Source organism: Burkholderia sp. EMB26 (assembly GCF_024730645.1).
Taxonomy (GTDB): domain Bacteria; phylum Pseudomonadota; class Gammaproteobacteria; order Burkholderiales; family Burkholderiaceae; genus Burkholderia; species Burkholderia cenocepacia.
This window is the reverse complement of record NZ_CP078070.1, coordinates 2,603,590-2,624,217: the sequence shown is the minus strand read 5'-3', so window position 1 is coordinate 2,624,217 and position 20,628 is coordinate 2,603,590. Positions and strand designations below refer to the sequence as shown.

General features: G+C 68.6%; 21 protein-coding genes. 7 read left to right on the top strand and 14 right to left on the bottom strand.

Going from position 1 to position 20,628, the window contains the following annotated elements:
• Positions 1 to 34: 34 nt before the first annotated feature.
• From KU887_RS12375 to upp, 13 genes are all read right to left on the bottom strand, one after another.
• Positions 35 to 1,294 carry an MFS transporter gene (locus tag KU887_RS12375; RefSeq protein WP_006489615.1) on the bottom strand — a complete coding sequence of 420 codons (1,260 nt, stop codon included), beginning with the start codon at positions 1,292 to 1,294 and terminating at the stop codon, positions 35 to 37.
• A complete protein-coding gene (locus KU887_RS12370; RefSeq protein WP_060266945.1) occupies positions 1,291 to 2,256 on the bottom strand; it encodes a PRC-barrel domain-containing protein in 966 nt (321 codons plus the stop codon). The genes KU887_RS12375 and KU887_RS12370 overlap by 4 nt, the downstream gene beginning before the upstream one ends.
• A 253-nt stretch (positions 2,257 to 2,509) precedes the next feature.
• Entirely contained in the window at positions 2,510 to 3,658 is a 1,149-nt protein-coding gene (locus tag KU887_RS12365; RefSeq protein WP_212252431.1) for a collagen-like triple helix repeat-containing protein, read from the bottom strand.
• A gap of 455 nt (positions 3,659 to 4,113) precedes the next feature.
• A complete protein-coding gene (locus tag KU887_RS12360; protein ID WP_060211831.1) occupies positions 4,114 to 4,449 on the bottom strand; it encodes a YggL family protein in 336 nt (111 codons plus the stop codon).
• A gap of 126 nt (positions 4,450 to 4,575) precedes the next feature.
• Entirely contained in the window at positions 4,576 to 6,045 is a 1,470-nt protein-coding gene (gene rng / locus KU887_RS12355) for a ribonuclease G (protein ID WP_006490773.1), read from the bottom strand.
• An 8-nt stretch (positions 6,046 to 6,053) separates the two neighbouring features.
• Complete coding sequence (locus KU887_RS12350; protein WP_006497036.1) at positions 6,054 to 6,701, bottom strand: nucleoside triphosphate pyrophosphatase; 648 nt, start codon at positions 6,699 to 6,701, stop codon at positions 6,054 to 6,056.
• 51 nt (positions 6,702 to 6,752) lie between these two features.
• Positions 6,753 to 7,223 carry a 23S rRNA (pseudouridine(1915)-N(3))-methyltransferase RlmH gene (gene rlmH, locus KU887_RS12345; protein WP_006484265.1) on the bottom strand — a complete coding sequence of 157 codons (471 nt, stop codon included), beginning with the start codon at positions 7,221 to 7,223 and terminating at the stop codon, positions 6,753 to 6,755.
• 18 nt (positions 7,224 to 7,241) lie between these two features.
• Positions 7,242 to 7,685, bottom strand: a complete 444-nt coding sequence (gene rsfS / locus KU887_RS12340) for a ribosome silencing factor (RefSeq protein WP_006484266.1) — start codon at positions 7,683 to 7,685, stop codon at positions 7,242 to 7,244.
• A 4-nt stretch (positions 7,686 to 7,689) separates the two neighbouring features.
• Positions 7,690 to 8,415: a nicotinate-nucleotide adenylyltransferase gene (locus KU887_RS12335; RefSeq protein ID WP_077184383.1), complete on the bottom strand. Its 726-nt coding sequence runs from the start codon at positions 8,413 to 8,415 to the stop codon at positions 7,690 to 7,692.
• Positions 8,416 to 8,429: 14 nt separating this feature from the next.
• Positions 8,430 to 9,353, bottom strand: coding sequence for an oxygen-dependent coproporphyrinogen oxidase (gene hemF, locus KU887_RS12330; RefSeq protein WP_006484264.1), 924 nt, complete (start codon positions 9,351 to 9,353; stop codon positions 8,430 to 8,432).
• Positions 9,354 to 9,471: 118 nt separating this feature from the next.
• Positions 9,472 to 10,752 (bottom strand): phosphoribosylamine--glycine ligase, encoded by a 1,281-nt coding sequence (gene purD, locus KU887_RS12325; protein ID WP_006484263.1) that lies wholly within the window; start codon positions 10,750 to 10,752, stop codon positions 9,472 to 9,474.
• Positions 10,753 to 10,856: 104 nt separating this feature from the next.
• A complete protein-coding gene (locus tag KU887_RS12320) occupies positions 10,857 to 11,585 on the bottom strand; it encodes a YebC/PmpR family DNA-binding transcriptional regulator (protein WP_006478227.1) in 729 nt (242 codons plus the stop codon).
• A gap of 218 nt (positions 11,586 to 11,803) precedes the next feature.
• Positions 11,804 to 12,454 (bottom strand): uracil phosphoribosyltransferase, encoded by a 651-nt coding sequence (gene upp / locus KU887_RS12315; protein WP_006481871.1) that lies wholly within the window; start codon positions 12,452 to 12,454, stop codon positions 11,804 to 11,806.
• 208 nt (positions 12,455 to 12,662) lie between these two features.
• On the opposite strand from upp, the gene KU887_RS12310 reads away from it, so the two are divergent.
• Both KU887_RS12310 and KU887_RS12305 read left to right on the top strand, forming a co-directional pair.
• Positions 12,663 to 13,442, top strand: a complete 780-nt coding sequence (locus KU887_RS12310) for an SDR family oxidoreductase (RefSeq protein ID WP_006481870.1) — start codon at positions 12,663 to 12,665, stop codon at positions 13,440 to 13,442.
• 52 nt (positions 13,443 to 13,494) lie between these two features.
• Entirely contained in the window at positions 13,495 to 13,887 is a 393-nt protein-coding gene (locus KU887_RS12305) for a methylglyoxal synthase (RefSeq protein ID WP_006478230.1), read from the top strand.
• Between the two features lie 82 nt (positions 13,888 to 13,969).
• Here the strand turns inward: KU887_RS12305 and KU887_RS12300 are convergent, their stop codons facing one another.
• Positions 13,970 to 14,377 (bottom strand): hypothetical protein, encoded by a 408-nt coding sequence (locus KU887_RS12300; RefSeq protein WP_258250080.1) that lies wholly within the window; start codon positions 14,375 to 14,377, stop codon positions 13,970 to 13,972.
• Between the two features lie 273 nt (positions 14,378 to 14,650).
• Here KU887_RS12300 and KU887_RS12295 point away from each other — a divergent pair, with 273 nt between their 5' ends.
• The 5 genes from KU887_RS12295 to kdpC all read left to right on the top strand — a co-directional run bounded on the left by KU887_RS12295 (position 14,651) and on the right by kdpC (position 20,572).
• Positions 14,651 to 15,625: a quinone oxidoreductase gene (locus KU887_RS12295; RefSeq protein WP_006481869.1), complete on the top strand. Its 975-nt coding sequence runs from the start codon at positions 14,651 to 14,653 to the stop codon at positions 15,623 to 15,625.
• 306 nt (positions 15,626 to 15,931) lie between these two features.
• Positions 15,932 to 16,024, top strand: coding sequence for a K(+)-transporting ATPase subunit F (gene kdpF, locus KU887_RS12290; protein ID WP_006752209.1), 93 nt, complete (start codon positions 15,932 to 15,934; stop codon positions 16,022 to 16,024).
• On the top strand, positions 16,021 to 17,826 hold the full coding sequence (gene kdpA / locus KU887_RS12285) for a potassium-transporting ATPase subunit KdpA (protein WP_006497030.1): 1,806 nt from the start codon (positions 16,021 to 16,023) through the stop codon (positions 17,824 to 17,826). Before kdpF ends, kdpA begins: the two co-directional genes overlap by 4 nt.
• A 54-nt stretch (positions 17,827 to 17,880) precedes the next feature.
• Complete coding sequence (gene kdpB / locus KU887_RS12280; RefSeq protein ID WP_043205568.1) at positions 17,881 to 19,965, top strand: potassium-transporting ATPase subunit KdpB; 2,085 nt, start codon at positions 17,881 to 17,883, stop codon at positions 19,963 to 19,965.
• Between the two features lie 25 nt (positions 19,966 to 19,990).
• Positions 19,991 to 20,572 (top strand): potassium-transporting ATPase subunit KdpC, encoded by a 582-nt coding sequence (kdpC, locus tag KU887_RS12275; protein ID WP_006481872.1) that lies wholly within the window; start codon positions 19,991 to 19,993, stop codon positions 20,570 to 20,572.
• Positions 20,573 to 20,628: the final 56 nt, after the last annotated feature.

Below are 20,628 nucleotides of genomic sequence, written 5' to 3'. Positions count from 1 at the left end.
CGTCGGCCAAGAAGCGGGTGGCGGCGGGCCGCCGTCAATGCGCCTGTTCGGGCGAGGCGGCGGCCGGTTCGTCGGCCGTCGCATCGCCATTCTCGACGCGGGTTTCGGGCATCACGAGCCAGACCAGCAGCACCGCGAGCGCGCCCGCGGCCGCGAGTCCGAAGAAGCTGACCGCATTGCCGAAGTGATCGGCGACGTAGCCGGCCACGGCCGTGCTGAGCGTCGCGCCGATCCCGGCCGCGAGCCCGAACAGCCCGATACACAGGTTGTAGCGGCCCTTGCCGCCCGCGACGTCGGCTGCGATCAGTGGCAGCATCACGCCGAACACGGCCGCGCTGATGCCGTCGAGCATCTGCACCGGCACGAGCAGGTACGGGCTGCTGACGCCCGCGAACAGCAGCGCGCGCACCGGCAGCGCGGAGAAGCCGAGCAGCAGGATCGGCCGGCGCCCCCAGCGCTGCGCGGAGCGGCCGACCCACGGCGACAGCATCGCGACGATCGCCTGCGGCACGATGATGCACGCGGCGATCACGAGCTGCACGTTCTCGCCCATCCCGGCCGTGACTTCGCCGGCCGCGAGGTTCAGCATCGCGGCGTTCGACAGGTGGAACAGCACGACGCAGGCCGCGAAGATCAGCATCCGGCGGTCGCGCAGCAGTTCGAGCAGCGTTTCGCGCTCGCCGGCTTCGTCGAGGTCGTCCGGCTTCGACGACTGCGGGATCACCTGGTGCGTCGGCTGGATCATCGCGAGCGCGAACAGCGCGGGCAGCGCCAGCACGGCGGTCAGCCAGAACACCGCGCGCGCGGAGAAGTATTCGCCGGTCAGCCCCATCAGCCCGGCCGCGACTGCACTGCCGATCGACGCCCAGCGCGCGTTGCGGCCGAGCCGGTCGCCGAGGTCGGCGCGGCCGACGAGCGAGAACGAGATCGCGGCCATCGCCGGCACCAGCATGCAGCTCGCGAAGCCGTGGAATACCTCCGCGGCGATCACCGGCACGATCGTCGGGCTCGACGCGAGCAGGACCGCGGACAGGATGATGGCCGCGATCGCCCACGCGGCCGCGCCTTTCTTGTTCTTCAGCGCATCGACGGCGGCGCCGCCCGGCACCTGGCTGACCATCGCGCTGATCGTGCCGATCGACAGCACCATGCCGATCTCGCCCTGCGTCCATTTGTGCGACGCGAGGTAGGACGCGATGAACGGACCGAACCCGGTTTGAACGTTTGCAACGAAAAAGTTGAGCCAGTCGAGGGCCCGGAGACTGCGAACGCTGACGGAATGCTTGATCGTCATCGGGTGGCACTCGCAGACGAAGCCGGCGCGGCCGGGACAACGGGCGGGAAGACCGCGACGATCGGCTTGTCGGCCGCGTAGGGCGGCGATGCCTTGATCTGGGCGTCGTTCAGGTCGAGCTGCGGGTGCAGCGCCTTGTCGCGCGTGACGAAGCGCAGCGCGCCCCAGCTCGCGGCGATCGAACGGCGGTCGGTATTGACGAGCCCGCCGAGGTCGAGCACGACGGCCTGCGGCTGTGCACCGCGGTCGATCAGCACGTCGACGATGCGGCCGATCTTCGTGCCGTTCGGGCGCTCGACATCGCTGTCGAGCATCGGCAGCCGCGTCGTCGGCGACGCCGCGGCCGAACCCGACAGCGGCACCGCCTTCGGTCGCGCGGCCGGCGGCAGGTCGCCCGACGGGACGTCGAGCACGATCGGCTCCTGCTTGCCGCCCGGCGTGAAGCGGAACACGTTCCACGGGAAGATGACCTTGCGGTCGCCGATGCCCATGAAGCCTTGCAGGTTGACGATCATCTCGCGCGGCTTGCCGCTCGCGTCGACCACCATGTCGACCGCGCGGCCGACCACCTTGCCGTTGCGGCGCGCGACTTCGCTGTCGAGCAGCGCGTGGATCTGGGTACGGTCGAGCGGGCGCGTCGCGACGATCGGCGGGGGCGGAGGGGGTGGCGGGGTCGGCGATTCGGGGCGCTGCACGGGTTTCGACCGCGTCACCTCGCGGTGCGGCTTCTTCGGCGCTTCCGGCGTCTCCGGTTGCGTCGGCGCCGGCACGGGCGGCATCGTCAGCGGCTCGCCGGCGGTCTCCTCGACCGGCTCGACGAGCGCCTCGCTGATCGGGGCGGGCGGGTTCTGGACCGGCAGCAGCCCGCAGCCGGACAGCAGCGCGGCGGCGGCGAGAATCAGGAAGACCGTCGACGACGGCAACGACTTGCGGGATGCGGGAAACGGGAGTCCGCCGCTCATTGACACTCACTCCATGGGTCGGGGGCGGCCCGAGGGCACGCGGCTGGCGATGGATGGCGGGTGCGGGCGGCGCACCACGCGAGGTGAGAGTTTAACGTGTCTTGCTTTCAGGACCGATTTCGATGGCCTGTTGCAGGCGGACCGTCGGGAAAAGGAAGGGATCGGACGCGGGCGGACGACCGCGGAAACCGTCGGAGATGCGGTTGCGGCGCCCGAGCGTCGACGACGCGGCGGGCGCCGCATGGAGTGTTGCTTATTTGACCAGCGAGCCGAGCGTCGTCGTCACCGGGGCGAGCACGCCACCCGTCTTCGACAGCGCGCCGGTGCCGCTGCCGCCCGTCAGCCCCGCGACCGGCGCGCCGCCGGTCGCGCCCGACACGGCGGCCGTCACGGTGCCGGCCGCCGACGTGAGCGCGCCTGCCGGGTTGCCGCCGCCCGTTGCACCGCCGAGTGCACCCGTCGACAGCAACCCCGTCACCGGTGCGAGCGGGCTCGTCGCGGCGCCGCCGCCGAGCAGCGCCGTGCCGGCGGTGGCGACCGTGTTGCCGGTTGCCGTCACCACGTTGCCGACGCCGGTCGCCACCGGGTTGCCGCCGGTTTTCGCGATCGTCGTGCCGGCGTTCGCGACCCCGTTGCCGACCGTCGTCACGAGGTTCGTGAGCGGCGCGCCGAGCGGCGTGCTCGACGCGACCGTCTGCGTGATCGAGCCGACCTGCGTCGTGATCGGCGTGATCGCCGAACTGGCGGCGCCCGTGACCTGCGCGACGGGGCCGGTCGACAACTGCGTGCCGAGCGTGGCGCCGCCGCCGGCGATCGTGTTGCCGAGCGTCGTGATCGCGCCGCCGCCGGGCGACGTGACCGGCGCGAGGGGCGCCAGCGCCGACCCGCTGGCGCCGAGGCTGGACACCACGCCGCCGGTCGCCGCGACCGCGTCGCCGAGGTTCGTGACCACGCCGCCCGTGCTCGCGACCGTCGTGCCGACCGGATTCGACGACGCGCCGAGCTGGCCGAGCCCGGCGCCGAGACCGGTGCCGAGCGTGGTGACGGCCGCCCCGACGTCCTGCACGACGGTGCCGAGCCCCTGCATGGTCGCCGCGTTGGTGCCGGGCACCGACTGGCTCGCGATCACCGCGCCGCCGCCCGACACGGTGCCGCCCGCGGCGGTCACGATGTTGCTCGACGCCGCGGTCGTCTGGCCGACGCCGTTGGCGGACGTGCCGCTGGAGCCGTTGCCCGTGCCGCCGGTCGTGGCCGTCGTGTCGCCCGATCCCGACCCGCTGCCGCCGGTGCCCTGGCTCAGCGAGCCGGAGCCGCCGCACGCGGACAGCGACATCAGCGCCGCGGCGCCGGCCGCGATCATGATCATTCGGAGTCCTGCTTGATGAAGGGTGGGCGTGTTCATGTCGTCCTCGTCTCGATTATGGAAATGGATCTCAGGCAGCCTTCGTGTGCGTCGACGTATCGTCGCGACGGAAGCAAGGCGTCGGACGCATCGTTGTTGTCTCCCTGATTGACCTGTCGCCGTGTCGCGTTTTCGCCTGAGTCGGAACCCGGAGCGCCTGCAGGACGAATCGTTTGAATTCTTTCGTCTTGCTTGCCGATCGTGCCGAAAACCACCGGATTCGTGCGATCAGAGTAGGTCCGTCAACACGAGCCGTCTTTTAACGATCGTTAAATTGAAGTAAGCGTCCGATTCACTGCGGAAATCGGGATAATCACGGTCGACGCGGCGCGAATCGTGTGAGCCGGTGCCGGGGAGGAGAGGGGCGGCGGAAGGGGAAACACGCGACGCCGGCCTGGCCCGCCGTGATGGCGGGCAGGCGCGGGCGCCGTTTGAAGCAGCGTGACGCCGGGCAATCAGGCGTCCGGATACCACGCGTCGCTGAATTCGCTGACCTTGACGTCCGTCAGTTCCGGACGGGCGGCCAGCCATCCGCGCACGAGTTCGCGGTCCGCGTCGGTCGTCGTGCCGCGCGGCGCGCCGGAGATCACGTACGCGCCGATGCCTTCGTCCGCGGACGCGACGGTCAGCAGCCCGTTCGCTTCGACGAAGTCGATGAACGCATCGATCAACTGGCCGCGCTCGAGGTCGGTCATGTCGTTGCGGTACTGCGCGGTGGCGTTGAATGCGAGTTCCTGGAATTCGCCGATGTGGAGTTTCTTGCGCTGGCGGCGGTTGTGGCCTTGGCTCATGGTGTGGGGTGAATGCGAAAAGGGTCAATGAAAGGGCGGTGGCAGGTGCCGGCGCGGCATGCGCGAACAGCCCGGTCACCGCAGCGGAGCGCCGCGCGGCGCTGCCGGCGGCGGATGGGCGGAAGGTTACATCAGCACGATATCGTACTGCTCCTGGCTCAGATTCGACTCGACCTGCAGCGACACCGGCTTGCCGATGAAGTCGATCAGCATCGCCAGATGCTGCGACTCTTCATCGAGGAACAGGTCGATCACCTGCTGCGCGGCGATCACGCGGAACTCGCGCGGGTTGAACTGCCGCGATTCGCGGAGGATCTCGCGCAGGATGTCGTAGCACACGGTGCGCGACGTTTTCACCTGGCCCTTGCCCTGGCAGGTCGGGCACGGTTCGCACAGCACGTGCGCGAGCGATTCGCGCGTGCGCTTGCGCGTCATCTCGACGAGCCCGAGTTGCGAGAAGCCGTTCACCGTCACGCGCGTGCGGTCGCGCGAGAGCGCCTTCTTCAGCTCGGACAGCACCGCGTCGCGATGCTCGGCGTTCTCCATGTCGATGAAGTCGATGATGATGATCCCGCCGAGGTTGCGCAGCCGCAGTTGCCGCGCGATCGTGTGCGCGGCCTCGAGGTTGGTCTTGAAGATCGTGTCGTCGAAGTTGCGCGCACCGACATAGCCGCCCGTGTTCACGTCGATCGTCGTCATCGCCTCGGTCTGGTCGATCATCAGGTAACCGCCCGATTTGAGGTCGACGCGGCGCGACAGCGCGCGCTGGATCTCCGTCTCGATGTTGTACAGGTCGAACAGCGGCCGCTCGCCCGTGTAGTGATGCAGCTTCGGGCTCACGGCCGGCGTGAACTCGCCCGCGAACTCCGCGAGACGTGTGTACGTCTCGCGCGAATCGACCTGGATGCGCGTCGTGTCGTCGTTCGCGAAATCGCGCAGCACGCGCTGCGCGAGATCGAGATCCTGGTACAGCAGGCTTGTCGCCGGCAGCCGCTGCGCTTGCGCGACGATCGTCGCCCACGTCTTGCGCAGGTACGTGACGTCGCCGGCCAGCTCGTCGGAGGTGGCGTCCTCGGCGATCGTCCGCACGATGTAGCCGCCTTTCTCGTCCGGCGGGATCACGGCGGTCAGCCGCGCGCGCACGGCCTCGCGCTCGGCCTCGCTTTCGATCTTCTGCGAGATGCCGATATGCGGTTCCTGCGGCAGGTAGACGAGCGTGCGGCCCGCGATACTGACCTGCGTCGACAGCCGCGCGCCTTTCGTGCCGATCGGATCCTTGATCACCTGGACCATCAGCGTCTGGCCCTCGAACACGATCTTCTCGATCGGCTGGTGCGGCGCGCCCGACTGCGGCTCGCCCGCGAGGCGCGGATGCCAGATGTCGGCGACGTGCAGGAACGCCGCGCGCTCGAGGCCGATGTCGATGAACGCCGACTGCATGCCGGGCAGCACGCGCACGACCTTGCCGAGATAGATGTTGCCGACCCGCCCGCGCGACAGCGTGCGCTCGACGTGAAGCTCCTGCACCGCGCCTTGCTGGACGAGTGCGACGCGCGTTTCCTGCGGCGTGAGGTTGATCAGGATTTCTTCGTTCATGGTGCGGTTCAGAAGGCGACGCGTGCGGTACGCAGCAGCGCGGCAGTCTCAAAAAGGGGCAGACCCATGATACCTGAATGGGATCCGTCGATTCGCTCGATGAATTCGGCCGCGCGGCCCTGGATCGCGTACGCGCCGGCCTTGCCGAACGGCTCGCCGGTTTCGACGTAGCGCACGTATGCGTCGCGCGACGCGGCCGCGAAGCGCACCGACGAGCGCGACAGCGCGGGCGGCAGCAGCTCGCCGCTGGCGTCGATCACGGCGACGGCGGTCAGCACCGCGTGTTCGCGGCCGGCGAGGCGGGTGAGCATCGCGAGCGCATCGTCGGCGTCGGCCGGCTTGCCGAGGATCGCGCCGTCGATCGTCACGGTCGTATCGGCCACCAGCACCGGCGCGGCCGGCTTGCCGCTCGCGACGAGGCGGGCACGCGCGGCCTCGGCCTTCGCGACGGTCACGCGCCGCACGTACGCGTCGGCGGCTTCGCCGGGCAGTTCGGCCTCGAGCGCCTCGGCGTCCTCGTCGGGGCGCGGCAGCAGCAGCTCGAAGCGTACGCCGATCTGCTGCAGCAGCTCCTGGCGGCGCGGGCTTTGCGAAGCGAGGTAAAGCGTCTGGAAAAGCGGGGTCGGAAAAAGCGCGGGGGACGTGCTGGACGGCATGGTGTCGTTATCTCGTTGAGCGCGCGCGGCGCGCGTCTCGAGGACGACACGTCATGCGCGGTGGTAGGGGTGATTCTGCGTGATGCTCCACGCCCGGTAAAGCTGTTCGGCGAGCAGCACGCGCACCATGCCATGCGGCAGCGTCATGCTCGAGATGCGCAGCAGCACGTCGGCGCGCGCTTTCAGTTCCGGATCGAGCCCGTCGGCGCCGCCGATCACGAACGCGACGTCGCGGCCGTCCTGCTGCCAGCCGGGCAGCGCCTGCGCGAGCTGCATCGTGGTCCAGTCGCGGCCGCGCTCGTCGAGCGCGACGAGGCGCGCGCCCTTCGGCAGCGCGGCCTCGATCTTCTGCCGCTCGGCCGCCATCACGCTTTCGGCGCTGCGACCGCCCGAACGCAGTTCGGGCTTGATTTCGCGCAACTCGATGCGCAGCTCGGGCGGCATCCGCTTCGTGTATTCGTCGAAGCCGGAGGCGATCCAGCCCGGCATCTTGTGGCCGACCGCGAGGATGAAAAGCTTCATCGGGACACGCGTGGCGGCTTAACGGCGGCGGGCGGCCGTCTTGCGCGCCGGGCGTGCGGGCGCTTCTTCCTCTTCCTCGTCGTCTTCGCTCGCCGTCGCGAAGCCGTTGCCCTTGCCGCCGCCGAGCTTCATCCGCACGGGCTTGTCGCCCCAGATTTCCTCGAGGTTGTAGTACTGGCGCAGCGCCGGTTGCAGGATGTGCACGACCGCGTCGCCGCAGTCGACCAGCACCCATTCGCCGGTGTCCTCGCCTTCGGAGCTGACGACGTCGCCGCCGGCTTCCTTGACCTTGTCGCGCACGTTCGACGCGAGCGCCTTGGTCTGGCGGTTGGAGGTGCCCGATGCGACGACCACGCGGTCGAACAGTTCGGTCAGGTGGCTGGTGTTGAACACCTTGATGTCTTGCGCCTTGACGTCTTCGAGGGCGTCGACGATCACGCGCTGCAGTTTGCGAATATCCATGGATTCAGGAATGGTAGAGGCGATGTTGAAGAATATAGGCCCATACGGCGGCCGGCACATGTTCGGCCGACGCGTCGGGCATTTGCGCATGGCGTGCGATGCATTCGCGCAGGTGCGCGCGGATGTCGGTCGCGGCGATGTCGAACGAAAGGGTCGTATCGATCAGCAGGCGGCCTGCCGGCGTGGCCTTCAGCACGTCGGCGCGGGCCTGCCGCGCGGCGATTTCCCGCGCGACGTCCGGCGGCGCCGCGCCGAGCTCGAAGCCCGGGCGCGTCGACACGCCGATGTGCGCGTAGTCGAACAGCGTGCGCCAGTCGCGCCACGTATCGAGGCGCACGAGCTGGTCCGCGCCGATCAGCAGCGACAGCGACGCATCCGGGCCGATCCGCTCGCGCCAGCGCGCGAGCGTCTCGACCGTGTAGGTCGGGCCGGTGTGCTCGATCTCGTCGGTGGCGACCGTTACGGTCACGCCCGGCACGGACAGCGTGCCGGCGGCCGCGCGCGTCATCGCGAGCCGGTGCTCGGCGGCCGACACGTCGCGCTTCTGGTACGGCTGCCCGGCGGGCAGCAATACGAGTTCGGTCAGGTCGAGCAGCTCGGCGAACCGGCGCGCGAGCGCGAGATGGCCATCGTGGATCGGGTCGAAGGTGCCGCCCAGCAAGCCGATACGGCGCGGCAGCGGGGCGGGGCGGGCGGTGGTGTCCAGAAACGCGTCCTTTCGTTGGGGCAGCGGGGGGCGCGGGCTCAGACCCAGTCGCGCGGCACGAGGAAGTCGCTATACAGCCGCGCTTCCGCCGAACCCGGCTCGGGTTGCCAGTTGTAGCGCCAGTTCGCGACCGGCGGCATCGACATCAGGATCGACTCGGTCCGGCCGCCGCTTTGCAGGCCGAACAGCGTACCGCGGTCGAACACCAGGTTGAATTCGACGTAGCGGCCGCGGCGGTAGGCCTGGAAGTCGCGCTCGCGCTCGCCGTACGGCAGCTCGGCGCGGCGCTCGACGATCGGCAGGTAAGCGTGCAGGAACGCATCGCCGACGCTTTGCATCAGGTCAAACGAGCGTTCGAAACCGGGCTCCGAGAAATCGTCGAAGAAGATCCCGCCGATGCCGCGCGTCTCGTTGCGGTGCTTCAGGAAGAAGTATTCGTCGCACCACTGCTTGAAGCGCGGATAGAGCTCGATGCCGAACGGATCGAGCGCATCCTTGCAGGTCTGGTGGAAATGCCGCGCGTCGTCCTCGAAACCGTAAACCGGGGTCAGGTCCATGCCGCCGCCGAACCAGAACACGGGCGCTTCGCCCGGTTTCGTCGCGATCAGCATCCGCACGTTCATGTGCACGGTCGGGCAGTACGGATTGCGCGGGTGCAAAACGAGCGACACGCCGAGCGCCTCGAAGCCGCGGCCCGCGAGCTGCGGGCGCGCTGCGCTCGCCGACGGCGGCAGCGCATCGCCCGCCACGTCGGAAAAGCCGATTCCCGCGCGTTCGAACACGCGGCCGCCTTCGAGAATCCGCGTGCAGCCGCCGCCGCGCAGGCGTTCGGCCGGCCCGCGCTGCCACGTGTCGGTCGCGAGCGGCGTGCCGTCGAGCGCGCCGAGCGCGTCGGCGATCCGTGTCTGCAGGCCCTGGAGGTACGTGCGCACACGCGCCACGTCGTAGGTCGAATCGGTCATGTCTGGACTGGCTGCCCCCGCCTGACGCGGGGGCCGTAAAAAAAGCGTCTGCCGGGCATTCTATCGAACCCCGGCAGAGGGGCCGCCGCCGCGCGGGCGCGGGGCGGCGATGGCGACGTCACGCGCTCTTGCGGTTGAGCGCGCGGAAGCCGATGTCGCGGCGGTACTGCATGCCTTCGAAGTTGATCTGGTTGATCGTGTCGTACGCATGCTGCTGCGCTTCGCGCACCGAATCGGCGAGGCCGACCACGCACAGCACGCGGCCGCCGGACGTCACGAGCTTGTCGCCGTCGGCGAGCGTCGTGCCCGCATGGAACGTCACGGCCTGTTCGGTTTCGGCCGGGATCCCGTTGATGCGGTCGCCCTTGCGCGGCGCGTCCGGGTACCCGTGCGCGGCCAGCACGACGCCGAGCGCGGTGCGGCGATCCCAGTCGAGCTCGACCGTGTCGAGCGTGCCCGCGATCGCCTGTTCGACGACCTTCGAGAAATCGCTCTTCAGGCGCGCCATGATCGGCTGCGTTTCCGGGTCGCCCATCCGGCAGTTGAACTCGAGCGTGCGCGGATTGCCGTCCTTGTCGATCATCAGGCCCGCGTACAGGAAGCCGGTGAAGCGGATGCCGTCCTTCTCCATCCCGCGCACGGTCGGCATGATGATCTCGCGCATCACGCGTGCGTGCATCTGCGGCGTGACGATCGGCGCGGGCGAATACGCGCCCATGCCGCCGGTGTTCGGGCCGCGATCCTCGTCGAGCAGGCGCTTGTGGTCCTGGCTGGAAGCCAGTGCCAGCGCGTGCTTGCCGTCGACCATCACGATGAAGCTGGCTTCCTCGCCATCGAGGAATTCCTCGATCACGACGCGCGCGCCGGCATCGCCGAGCTTGTTGCCCGACAGCATCATGTCGACGGCCGCATGCGCCTCTTCGAGCGTCATCGCGACGACGACGCCCTTGCCGGCCGCGAGGCCGTCGGCCTTCACGACGATCGGCGCGCCCTTCGCGTCGAGGTACGCGTGGGCGGCGGCCGCATCGGAGAAGGTTTCGTAGTCGGCGGTCGGAATGTTGTGGCGCTTCATGAACGCCTTCGCGAAATCCTTCGAGCTTTCGAGCTGCGCGGCTTCGCGGGTCGGGCCGAACACCTTCAGGCCGCGTGCGCGGAACAGGTTGACGATGCCGGCCGCGAGCGGCGCTTCCGGCCCGACGAGCGTGAACGCGACGCCTTCGCGTTCCGCGAAATCGGCGAGTTCGTCGAGCGACGTGATGTCGACGTTCTTCAGACGCTCGTCCTGCGCCGTGCCGCCATTGCCGGGCGCGACGTAGACCATCTGGACGCGCGGCGACTGCGCGAGCTTCCACGCCAGTGCATGTTCGCGGCCGCCGGAACCGACGACGAGTAGTTTCATGGGATTCCCCGCAGACTAGAAAACAGGGCGGCCGGCACGCTCAGGCGCGCCGGCCGCGGAATCGGTCGGGCCGCCGCCGCGACAGGTGCGCGGCGGCCGGCATCTCATTCCTCGACGATGACGGCGTTCGTATACACGTCCTGCACGTCGTCGAGGTTCTCGAGCGCGTCCAGGAGCTTCTGCATCTTCGCCGCGTCGTCGCCGGTGAATTCGACTTCGTTCTGCGGCTTCATCGTCACTTCGGCGAGTTCGGCCTTGAAGCCGGCGGCTTCGAGCGCGTCCTTCACCGCCGAGAATGCCTGCCAGTCGCACAGCACCTCGATCGAACCGTCGTCGTTCGTGTTCACGTCGTTCGCGCCGGCTTCGAGCGCGGCTTCCATCAGCGCGTCTTCCGACGTGCCGGGCGCGAACAGGAACTGGCCGACGTGATCGAACATGAACGCGACCGAGCCGTCGGTGCCCATGTTGCCGCCGAACTTCGAGAACGCGTGGCGCACTTCCGCGACCGTGCGGGTGCGGTTGTCGGTCAGCGTGTCGACGATGATCGCCGCGCCGCTGATGCCGTAGCCTTCGTACCGGATTTCTTCGTAGTTCGCGCCGTCCGCGCCGCCGACGCCGCGATCGATCGCGCGCTTGACGTTGTCCTTCGGCATGTTCGCGTCGGCTGCCTTGTCGACCGCGAGACGCAGGCGCGGGTTCGAGTTGACGTCGCCGCCGCCGAGGCGCGCCGCGACCTGGATTTCCTTGATCAGGCGGGTCCAGATCTTGCCGCGCTTCGCGTCGGCCGCAGCCTTCTTATGCTTGATGTTGGCCCATTTCGAATGACCAGCCATACCTTTCTCCGTGCCCGGGCGCGCAGCGCGGGCGATTGTTTCAGTGTGTCGTTGAATCGGCGGCCGTTTCGGCGGGCATGAAGCCGCGGGGCCGCGCGTGTCGAGTGGATCGTGATTTTATCACGCGGCGACCGCCGGTTCGGGGCCGCCGCGCATGGCCGAACGGCCGGGGCGGCCGTCGCGGCGCGCCGGGCCGCGCGGCAGGCGGCGCCGGCGAGTCAGTTCTTGGTGCCGAACAGGCGGTCGCCCGCGTCGCCCAGGCCCGGCACGATGTACGCGTGCTCGTTCAGGTGCGAGTCGAGCGACGCGACGAACAGCTTCACGTCCGGGTGCGCGTCCTGGAACACCTGCACGCCCTCGGGCGCGGCGACCAGCGCGACGAACATGATGTTCGCGGCCGGCACGTTGCGGCGCTTGAGCACGTCGACCGCGTGCACGGCCGAATAGCCGGTCGCGACCATCGGGTCGCACAGGATGAAGATGCGGTCTTCCAGGTCAGGCAGGCGCACCAGGTATTCGACCGGGCGGTGGTCGTCGGCGCGGTACACGCCGATGTGGCCGACGCGCGCGGACGGCACCAGGTCGAGCAGGCCGTCCGACATCCCGATGCCCGCGCGCAGCACGGGCACGATCGCGAGCTTCTTGCCCGCGATCACCGGCGCGTCGACCGCCACCAGCGGGGTTTCGACCCGCTTGGTCGTGATCGGCAGGTTGCGGGTGATCTCGTAGCCCATCAGCAGCGTGATCTCGCGCAGCAGTTCGCGGAACGTGCGCGTGGACGTGTCCTTGTCGCGCATGTGCGTGAGCTTGTGCTGGATCAGCGGGTGATCGGTGATGAAGAGGTTCGGGAAACGGCTGTCCTGTTTCATGACGGGGTGCCTTGGCGGCAAAAGGGGATCGGGGCGGCGGCGGGCACGGGCCGGCCGTCGCTTATGGCCGCAATTTTACCAAGGCGCGCCGCGCGATCCGGATATTATCGACGTCTCACGACAATCCGCGTGCCGCGCACGCCCGTTCGCCCGCCCGTCGGCGGCCACACGGGGCCGCGCCGGCACGCGCGCCACCAGGGAAGCGACGATGGATCTCGGCATTGAAGGAAAGACCGCGCTCGTATGCGCGGCCAGCAAGGGCCTCGGGCGCGGCTGCGCGGAAGCGCTGGCCGCGGAGGGCGTGAACCTCGTGATCGTCGCGCGTACGCGCGACACGCTGGAGGAAACCGCGGAAGAGATCCGGGCCGGCGCGAACGTGTCGGTCACGGCGGTCGCCTGCGACATCACGACGCCGGACGGCCGCGCGGCCGCGCTCGCCGCGTGCCCGCAGCCGGACATTCTCGTGACGAATGCCGGCGGCCCGCCGCCCGGCGACTTCCGCGACTTCTCGCACGACGACTGGATCCGTGCGCTCGAGTCGAACATGCTGACGCCGATCGAGCTGATCCGCGCGACCGTCGACGGGATGATCGGCCGCGGCTTCGGCCGGATCGTCAACATCACGAGTTCGGCCGTGAAGGCGCCGATCGACGTGCTGGCGCTGTCGAACGGTGCGCGCTCGGGGCTGACCGGCTTCGTCGCGGGGCTGTCGCGCAAGGTCGCGGGGCAGGGCGTGACGATCAACAACCTGCTGCCGGGGCTGTTCGACACCGACCGGATCGCGACGACGCTCGCCGCGTCGGCGCAGGCGCAGGGCGTGACGGTCGACGAGATGCGTGCGCGTCGCACCAGGGACATTCCGGCCGGGCGCCTCGGCACCCGCGCCGAGTTCGGCGCGGCCTGCGCGTTCCTGTGCAGCGTGCACGCCGGCTACATCACCGGGCAGAACTGGCTGCTCGACGGCGGCGCGTATCCGGGTACGTTCTGACCCGCGCTTTTCGATTCACGACGACAACAACCGAACGACGAAGGAACTGGAGATGAGCAAACCCCGCATCGCACTGATTGCGCACGACGCGAAGAAGGACGAGATCGTCGCGCTCGCGGGCCAGTATCGCGAGACGCTCGCGCAATGCCGGCTGGTCGCGACCGGCACGACGGGCGGCCGTATCGCCGCCGCGCACGGGCTCGAGGTCGAGCGCAAGCTGTCGGGGCCGCTCGGCGGCGACCTGCAGATCGGCGCGGAGCTCGCCGACGGCCGCGTCGACATCGTCGTGTTCCTGCGCGACCCGATGACCGCGCAGCCGCACGATCCCGACATCACCGCGCTGGTGCGCGCGTGCGACGTGCACGACGTGCCGGTGGCGACCAACGTCGCGACCGCGCGGATGCTGCTCGACGATCTGGCGCGGAACATGCAGGACGTTTGCTAGGCGCGGGCCGCGTCCGCTTCTCGAACGATTGCGAAGGCGAGGTTCCTTCGCATGGTTTTCGGACCGATCCGCCGCTGGCGGATCAGTTGACCGTCTGAATCAGCAGGGTGGCTTGCCCGCTATTGTCGGCGCAGACGTCGTCGGTGATGAAGCTCCAGAGCGTGAGGGCCGGCGCGCTGCTGCCCACGTCGACGACGGTCGGTTGCTTCGTCACCGTCGTACCCCATCGCGCACTGCCCATGCCGCCCACCACATGCACGGCATCGATCACGCAACCGCTTCCGCCCGTGCAGCTCATGGTGTTCGTTGAAAGCGACATGACGTATCGACCGGGGGCGAGTTGGAACGCGACGGAATTTCCGTACGACGGGCCAGGCGTGACCGCATTTTGAATGCAGTTTTGCTTCGCATCGATCGTGATCGAGGTAGCGGCTTGCGCGGTGTGGGAGACGAGGGCAAGCAAAATGGATGCGACGACGGGAATGCGCATGACTGGAATCCTTGGTTTGATTAGAGGTTTGAGGGCGCGTCTGCATATCGGCACGGCCTGGCCGATCTCTTGCTTAACGGCATGCTGAAACCTGTCTTTAGGCTTTTATCTGCGTTCGCTGGGCAGACCCGTTAGGTAGGCCGGTGTGATGGATCGAATCGAGCCGCCTGATGTTTCCCCGTTGCGAGCAGGGAATTTGCCAACGCGCGACAATCATATGCTCCGTCGTCAGACGGCCGACTCTCCCTGAACTTCCAACCGAGGAGCAAAACGATGCCGAAAGCAATCCGATACGACCAGCCGGGCGGCCCGGACGTGATGAAGTGGGTCGATGTCGAGGTCGGCGCGCCGAAGGCGGGCGAAGTCCGCATCCGGCAACACGCCGTTGGGCTCAACTACATCGACGTGTATTTCCGCACGGGCCTGTATCCGCAGCCGCTGCCCGGCGGCCTCGGGATGGAGGCGGCGGGCGAGGTGACGGCCGTCGGCGACGGCGTGACCGCGTTCAAGGCCGGCGACCGTGTCGCCTATGTCGGCCAGCCGCCCGGCGCGTATGCGCAAGAGCGCGTGATGCCGGCCGAGCGCATCGTGAAGCTGCCGGACGGCATCGGCTACGACGACGCGGCGTCGGTGATGCTGCAGGGCCTGACCGCGCATTACCTGCTGCGCCGCACGTACCCGGTGAAGGCCGGCGACACGATCCTGATCCATGCGGCGGCCGGCGGCGTCGGCTTGCTCGTATGCCAGTGGGCGAAGGCGCTCGGCGCGACCGTGATCGGCACGGTCGGCTCCGACGAGAAGGCCGAACTCGCGAAGGCGCACGGCTGCGACCACCCGATCGTCTACACGCGCGAGAATTTCACGCAGCGCGTGAAGGCAATCACGAACGGCGCGGGCGTGCCGGTCGTCTACGATTCGATCGGCAAGGACACCTACATCGGCTCGCTCGACTGCCTTGCGCCGCTCGGCTACTTCGTCAGCTTCGGCAATGCGTCGGGCCCGCTGCCGCCGATCGACTCGAAGGAATTCTCGTCGCGCGGCTCGCTGTTCTTCACGCGGCCGACGCTGTTCTCGTACATCGCGAAGCGCGCCGATCTCGAGGCCGCGGCCGCCGAGCTGTTCGACGTGATCCTGTCGGGGAAGGTGAAGACCAGCATCAACCAGCGCTACCCGCTCGCCGAAGTCGGCCGCGCGCATGCCGATCTGGAAGCACGCAAGACCACCGGCTCGACGATCCTCGTTCCCTGACCCGTCCCCGCATGCCGGCGCGACGCCGGCATGCGCCTGTTGCGGGCGGCGCCCCGGCGCCGTCCGTCCCGCCTCGATTCGCATCCGTCCCGCCCCGCGCGTTTACGCGTTTTTTACACCCGCCCCGATACCTTTGACCCGCCCTTTACGCGCGTTCCCATAAGGTTCTAGTCGTCCGATTTCGACGACGGAGAACATAAAAATGGATGGGGTTTTCATCGGCGCACTGGTGCTCTTCACCGCGCTGACCCTCGGTTTGCTTGCCGGTTGCGACACGCTCGCGCAATACGGTCGCGGGGGGCGGGCATGACCTGGATGCTTTGGCTGGCTGGTGCGTCGACCGCGCTGCTGTTCGCGTATCTCGTCTTTGCGCTGCTGCGCGCGGAGGACATCGAATGAACGCGAACAACCTGTTGCAGACGCTGCTGTTCATCGTCGTGCTGCTGGCGGCGGCCGTGCCGGTCGCGCGCTACCTGAGCGCGGTGATGGACGGCAGTTCGCGCGTCGTGCGCGTGTTCGGGCCGCTCGAACGCGCGCTGTACCGCGTGGCCGGCGTCGACGCCGGCACCGAGATGAACTGGAAGCAGTATGCGGTCGCGACGATCGCGTTCAACGCGCTCGGCGTGCTGTTCCTTTACGGGCTGCTGCGCCTGCAGGGCTTCCTGCCCGGCAACCCGCAGCAGTTCGGCGCGATGACGCCCGACGGCGCGTTCAACACGGCCGTCAGCTTCGTCGCCAACACGAACTGGCAGGACTACGCGCCCGAGCAGACCGTCAGCTATCTGTCGCAGATGCTCGGCCTGACGGTGCAGAACTTCCTGTCGGCAGCGACCGGCATCGTCGTCGTGATCGCGCTGATCCGCGGCTTCGCGCGCCACACCGCGCAGACGATCGGCAACTTCTGGGTCGACCTCACGCGCGTGACGCTGTACGTGCTCGTGCCGATGGCGGCGCTCGTCGCCGCGCTGCTGATGAGCCAGGGCGTGCTGCAGAACATGAAGGCGTACCAGGACGTGCCGGTGTTGCAGGCGAGCACCTACGCGGCGCCGAAGCTCGATGCGCAGGGCAACCCGGTGAAGGACGACAAGGGCAACGCGGTCACGGTGCCGACCCCGCTCACGAAGCAGACGCTCGCGATGGGCCCGGTTGCGTCGCAGGAAGCGATCAAGATGCTCGGCACCAACGGCGGCGGTTTCTTCAATGCGAACTCCGCGCACCCGTACGAGAACCCGACGCCGTTCGCGAACTTCATCGAGATCTTCGCGATCCTGATCATCCCGGCCGCGCTGTGCCTGGTGTTCGGCCGCATGATCGGCGACCGCCGGCAGGGCGTCGCGGTGCTCGCGGCGATGACGGTCGCGTTCACGATCGCGATCGGCGTCGAGGTGAGTGCCGAGCAGGCCGGCAACCCGACGCTCGCCGCGCTGCACGTCGACCAGTCGGCGGGCGCGCTGCAGTCGGGCGGCAACATGGAAGGCAAGGAAACGCGCTTCGGGATCGCGCAGACCGGCATCTTCACGGTCGCGACCACGGCCGCGTCGTGCGGCGCGGTCGACGCGATGCACGATTCGCTGACGCCGATCGGCGGCCTCGTGCCGATGCTGCTGATGCAGCTCGGCGAAGTGGTCTACGGCGGCGTTGGCTCGGGTCTCTACGGGATGCTCGTGTTCGCGCTGCTCGCGGTGTTCGTCGCCGGCCTGATGATCGGCCGCACGCCGGAATACGTCGGCAAGAAGATCGAGTCGTACGAGATGAAGATGGTGTCGATCGTCGTGCTGCTCACGCCGCTGCTCGTGCTGGTCGGCACGTCGATCGCCGTGCTCGCCGATGCGGGCAAGGCCGGCATCGCGAACCCCGGCCCGCACGGCTTCTCGGAAATCCTCTATGCGTTCAGCTCGGCCGCGAACAACAACGGCAGCGCGTTCGCGGGCCTGACGGTCAGCACGCCGTTCTACAACTGGATGACCGCGATCGCGATGTGGTTCGGCCGCTTCGGCACGATCGTGCCGGTGCTGGCGATCGCCGGTTCCCTCGCCGCGAAGAAGCGCATCGCGGTGACGAGCGGCACGCTGCCGACCCACGGGCCGCTGTTCGTCGTGCTGCTGCTCGGCACCGTGCTGCTGGTGGGCGCGCTGACCTACGTGCCGGCGCTCGCGCTCGGCCCGGGCGTCGAGCACCTGATGATGTGGCTGGGCGCGTGATGCGCGCCCGCATGGCGACACGTTGAAAAGACTGAAGAGCTTGAAGAGATCGCAATGACTCAACATTCCGCAACACGGTCCATGTTCGACCCGGCGCTGCTGCGCCCGGCGATCGTGGACTCGTTCAAGAAACTCACGCCGCGCACGCAGTTCCGCAACCCGGTGATGTTCTGCGTGTACGTCGGCAGCATCCTGACCACGATCCTGTGGATCGCGGCGCTCGCCGGCCAGGCCGAGGCGCCCGCGGGCTTCATCCTCGCGGTCACGCTGTGGCTGTGGTTCACGGTGCTGTTCGCGAACTTCGCCGAAGCGCTCGCCGAAGGACGTTCGAAGGCGCAGGCCGCATCGCTGCGCAGCGCGAAGAAGGACGTGATGGCGAAGAAGCTCAACGAGCCGCATCCGAAGTCGCCGATCCGCATCACGACCGCGTCCGACCTGCGCAAAGGCGACGTCGTGCTCGTCGAGACCGGCGACGTGATCCCGGCCGACGGCGAGGTCGTCGACGGCGTCGCGTCGGTCGACGAATCGGCGATCACCGGCGAATCCGCACCGGTGATCCGCGAATCGGGCGGCGACTTCTCGTCGGTGACGGGCGGCACGCGCGTGCTGTCCGACTGGATCGTCGTCAAGGTCACCGCGAACCCCGGCGAGGCGTTCCTCGACCGGATGATCGCGATGGTCGAAGGCGCGAAGCGCAAGAAAACGCCGAACGAGATCGCGCTGACGATCCTGCTCGTCGCGCTGACGATCGTGATGCTGCTCGCGACCGCGACGCTGCTGCCGTTCTCGATGTTCTCGGTCGACGCGATGAAGGCCGGCCACGTGGTGACGATCACCGCGCTGGTCGCGCTGCTCGTGTGCCTGATCCCGACGACGATCGGCGGGCTGCTGTCCGCGATCGGCGTGGCCGGGATGAGCCGGATGATGCAGGCGAACGTGATCGCGACGTCGGGCCGCGCGGTGGAAGCGGCCGGCGACGTCGACGTGCTGCTGCTCGACAAGACCGGCACGATCACGCTCGGCAACCGTCAGGCGTCGACGTTCGTGCCGGCGCCGGGCGTGACCGAGGAAGCGCTGGCCGATGCCGCGCAACTGTCGTCGCTCGCCGACGAAACGCCGGAAGGGCGCAGCATCGTCGTGCTCGCGAAGGAGCGCTTCAACATCCGCCAGCGCGACATGGCGCAACTGCACGCGACGTTCCTCGGCTTTTCCGCGCAGACGCGGATGAGCGGCGTCGACCTGCCCGGTCGCGAGATCCGCAAGGGCGCGGCCGACGCGATCCGCCGCTACGTCGAAACCCACGGCAGCCGCTTCCCCGAGGAAGTGCGCCGCGCGGTGGACGACGTCGCGCGCCGCGGCAGCACGCCGCTCGTCGTCGCCGACCTGCAGGACGGGGCGGCGCGCGTGCTCGGCGTGATCGAGCTGAAGGACATCGTGAAGGGCGGCATCAAGGAGCGCTTCGCGGAACTGCGCAAGATGGGCATCAAGACCGTGATGGTGACGGGCGACAACCGGCTGACGGCCGCGGCGATCGCGGCGGAAGCGGGCGTCGACGATTTCCTCGCGGAAGCGACGCCGGAAACCAAGCTCGCGACGATTCGCGAGCATCAGGCGGCCGGGCGCCTCGTCGCGATGACGGGCGACGGCACCAACGACGCGCCGGCGCTCGCGCAGGCCGACGTCGCGGTGGCGATGAACACCGGCACGCAGGCGGCGAAGGAAGCCGGCAACATGGTCGACCTCGATTCGAACCCGACCAAGCTGATCGAGATCGTCGAGATCGGCAAGCAGATGTTGATGACGCGCGGGTCGCTGACGACGTTCTCGATCGCGAACGACATCGCGAAATATTTCGCGATCATCCCGGCCGCGTTCGTGACGACCTACCCGCAACTGCGCGTGCTCGACATCATGCACCTGACGTCGCCGGCGTCCGCGATCCTGTCTGCCGTGATCTTCAATGCGCTGATCATCGTCGCGCTGATTCCGCTCGCGCTGAAGGGCGTGACCTATCGGCCGCTCGGCGCCGCGTCGCTGCTGCGCCGCAACCTGCTGGTCTACGGCCTCGGCGGCGTGCTGCTGCCGTTCCCGTTCATCAAGCTGATCGACATGACGCTCGCCGCGCTCGGCTGGGCCTGAGCCGGCCGCACTGGAAGGAACCATCATGAAATCGTTGATTCGCCCGCTCGTCGTGCTGTTCGTGATCCTGACCGCCGTGACGGGGCTCGCTTACCCGGCCGTGATGACCGTGTTCGGTCAGGCCGTGTTTCCGTCGCAGGCCAACGGCAGCCTGATCGAGCAGGACGGCAAGGTCGTCGGCTCCGCGTTGATCGGCCAGCCGTTCGATGCGCCGAAGTATTTCTGGGGCCGGCTGTCGGCCACCGCGCCGATGCCGTACAACGCGGCCGGCTCGGGCGGCTCGAACTTCGGCCCGCTGAACCCGTCGCTTCCCGACCAGGTGAAGGCGCGCATCGCCGCGTTGCGCGACGCCGGGACCGACCTGTCGAAACCGGTGCCGGTCGACCTCGTGACCGCGTCGGCGAGCGGCCTCGATCCGGAGATCACGCCGGCGGCGGCCGCGTACCAGGTCGAGCGCGTCGCGAAGGCGCGCCATCTGGCGCCGGACGCGGTCGCGCAACTCGTCGCCGCGAACACGACGGGCCGCCAGTTCGGCGTGCTCGGCGAGCCGCGCGTGAACGTGCTGAAGCTGAATCTCGCGCTCGACGCGGCGCAGGCCGCGCACTGACCGATCGCGCGTGCCGACCGGCGTCCGGCGCGGCCTGAGCCGCGCCGGACGCACTT

What these genes read in the sequence shown, in the direction of transcription:
- KU887_RS12375 (WP_006489615.1), bottom strand. Translation starts at nt 1,294, where the DNA reads ATGACGATCAAGCATTCCGTCAGCGTTCGCAGTCTCCGGGCCCTCGAC.
- KU887_RS12370 (WP_060266945.1), bottom strand. Translation starts at nt 2,256, where the DNA reads ATGAGCGGCGGACTCCCGTTTCCCGCATCCCGCAAGTCGTTGCCGTCG.
- KU887_RS12365 (WP_212252431.1), bottom strand. Translation starts at nt 3,658, where the DNA reads ATGAACACGCCCACCCTTCATCAAGCAGGACTCCGAATGATCATGATC.
- KU887_RS12360 (WP_060211831.1), bottom strand. Translation starts at nt 4,449, where the DNA reads ATGAGCCAAGGCCACAACCGCCGCCAGCGCAAGAAACTCCACATCGGC.
- rng (WP_006490773.1), bottom strand. Translation starts at nt 6,045, where the DNA reads ATGAACGAAGAAATCCTGATCAACCTCACGCCGCAGGAAACGCGCGTC.
- KU887_RS12350 (WP_006497036.1), bottom strand. Translation starts at nt 6,701, where the DNA reads ATGCCGTCCAGCACGTCCCCCGCGCTTTTTCCGACCCCGCTTTTCCAG.
- rlmH (WP_006484265.1), bottom strand. Translation starts at nt 7,223, where the DNA reads ATGAAGCTTTTCATCCTCGCGGTCGGCCACAAGATGCCGGGCTGGATC.
- rsfS (WP_006484266.1), bottom strand. Translation starts at nt 7,685, where the DNA reads ATGGATATTCGCAAACTGCAGCGCGTGATCGTCGACGCCCTCGAAGAC.
- hemF (WP_006484264.1), bottom strand. Translation starts at nt 9,353, where the DNA reads ATGACCGATTCGACCTACGACGTGGCGCGTGTGCGCACGTACCTCCAG.
- purD (WP_006484263.1), bottom strand. Translation starts at nt 10,752, where the DNA reads ATGAAACTACTCGTCGTCGGTTCCGGCGGCCGCGAACATGCACTGGCG.
- KU887_RS12320 (WP_006478227.1), bottom strand. Translation starts at nt 11,585, where the DNA reads ATGGCTGGTCATTCGAAATGGGCCAACATCAAGCATAAGAAGGCTGCG.
- upp (WP_006481871.1), bottom strand. Translation starts at nt 12,454, where the DNA reads ATGAAACAGGACAGCCGTTTCCCGAACCTCTTCATCACCGATCACCCG.
- KU887_RS12310 (WP_006481870.1), top strand. Translation starts at nt 12,663, where the DNA reads ATGGATCTCGGCATTGAAGGAAAGACCGCGCTCGTATGCGCGGCCAGC.
- KU887_RS12305 (WP_006478230.1), top strand. Translation starts at nt 13,495, where the DNA reads ATGAGCAAACCCCGCATCGCACTGATTGCGCACGACGCGAAGAAGGAC.
- KU887_RS12300 (WP_258250080.1), bottom strand. Translation starts at nt 14,377, where the DNA reads ATGCGCATTCCCGTCGTCGCATCCATTTTGCTTGCCCTCGTCTCCCAC.
- KU887_RS12295 (WP_006481869.1), top strand. Translation starts at nt 14,651, where the DNA reads ATGCCGAAAGCAATCCGATACGACCAGCCGGGCGGCCCGGACGTGATG.
- kdpF (WP_006752209.1), top strand. Translation starts at nt 15,932, where the DNA reads ATGACCTGGATGCTTTGGCTGGCTGGTGCGTCGACCGCGCTGCTGTTC.
- kdpA (WP_006497030.1), top strand. Translation starts at nt 16,021, where the DNA reads ATGAACGCGAACAACCTGTTGCAGACGCTGCTGTTCATCGTCGTGCTG.
- kdpB (WP_043205568.1), top strand. Translation starts at nt 17,881, where the DNA reads ATGACTCAACATTCCGCAACACGGTCCATGTTCGACCCGGCGCTGCTG.
- kdpC (WP_006481872.1), top strand. Translation starts at nt 19,991, where the DNA reads ATGAAATCGTTGATTCGCCCGCTCGTCGTGCTGTTCGTGATCCTGACC.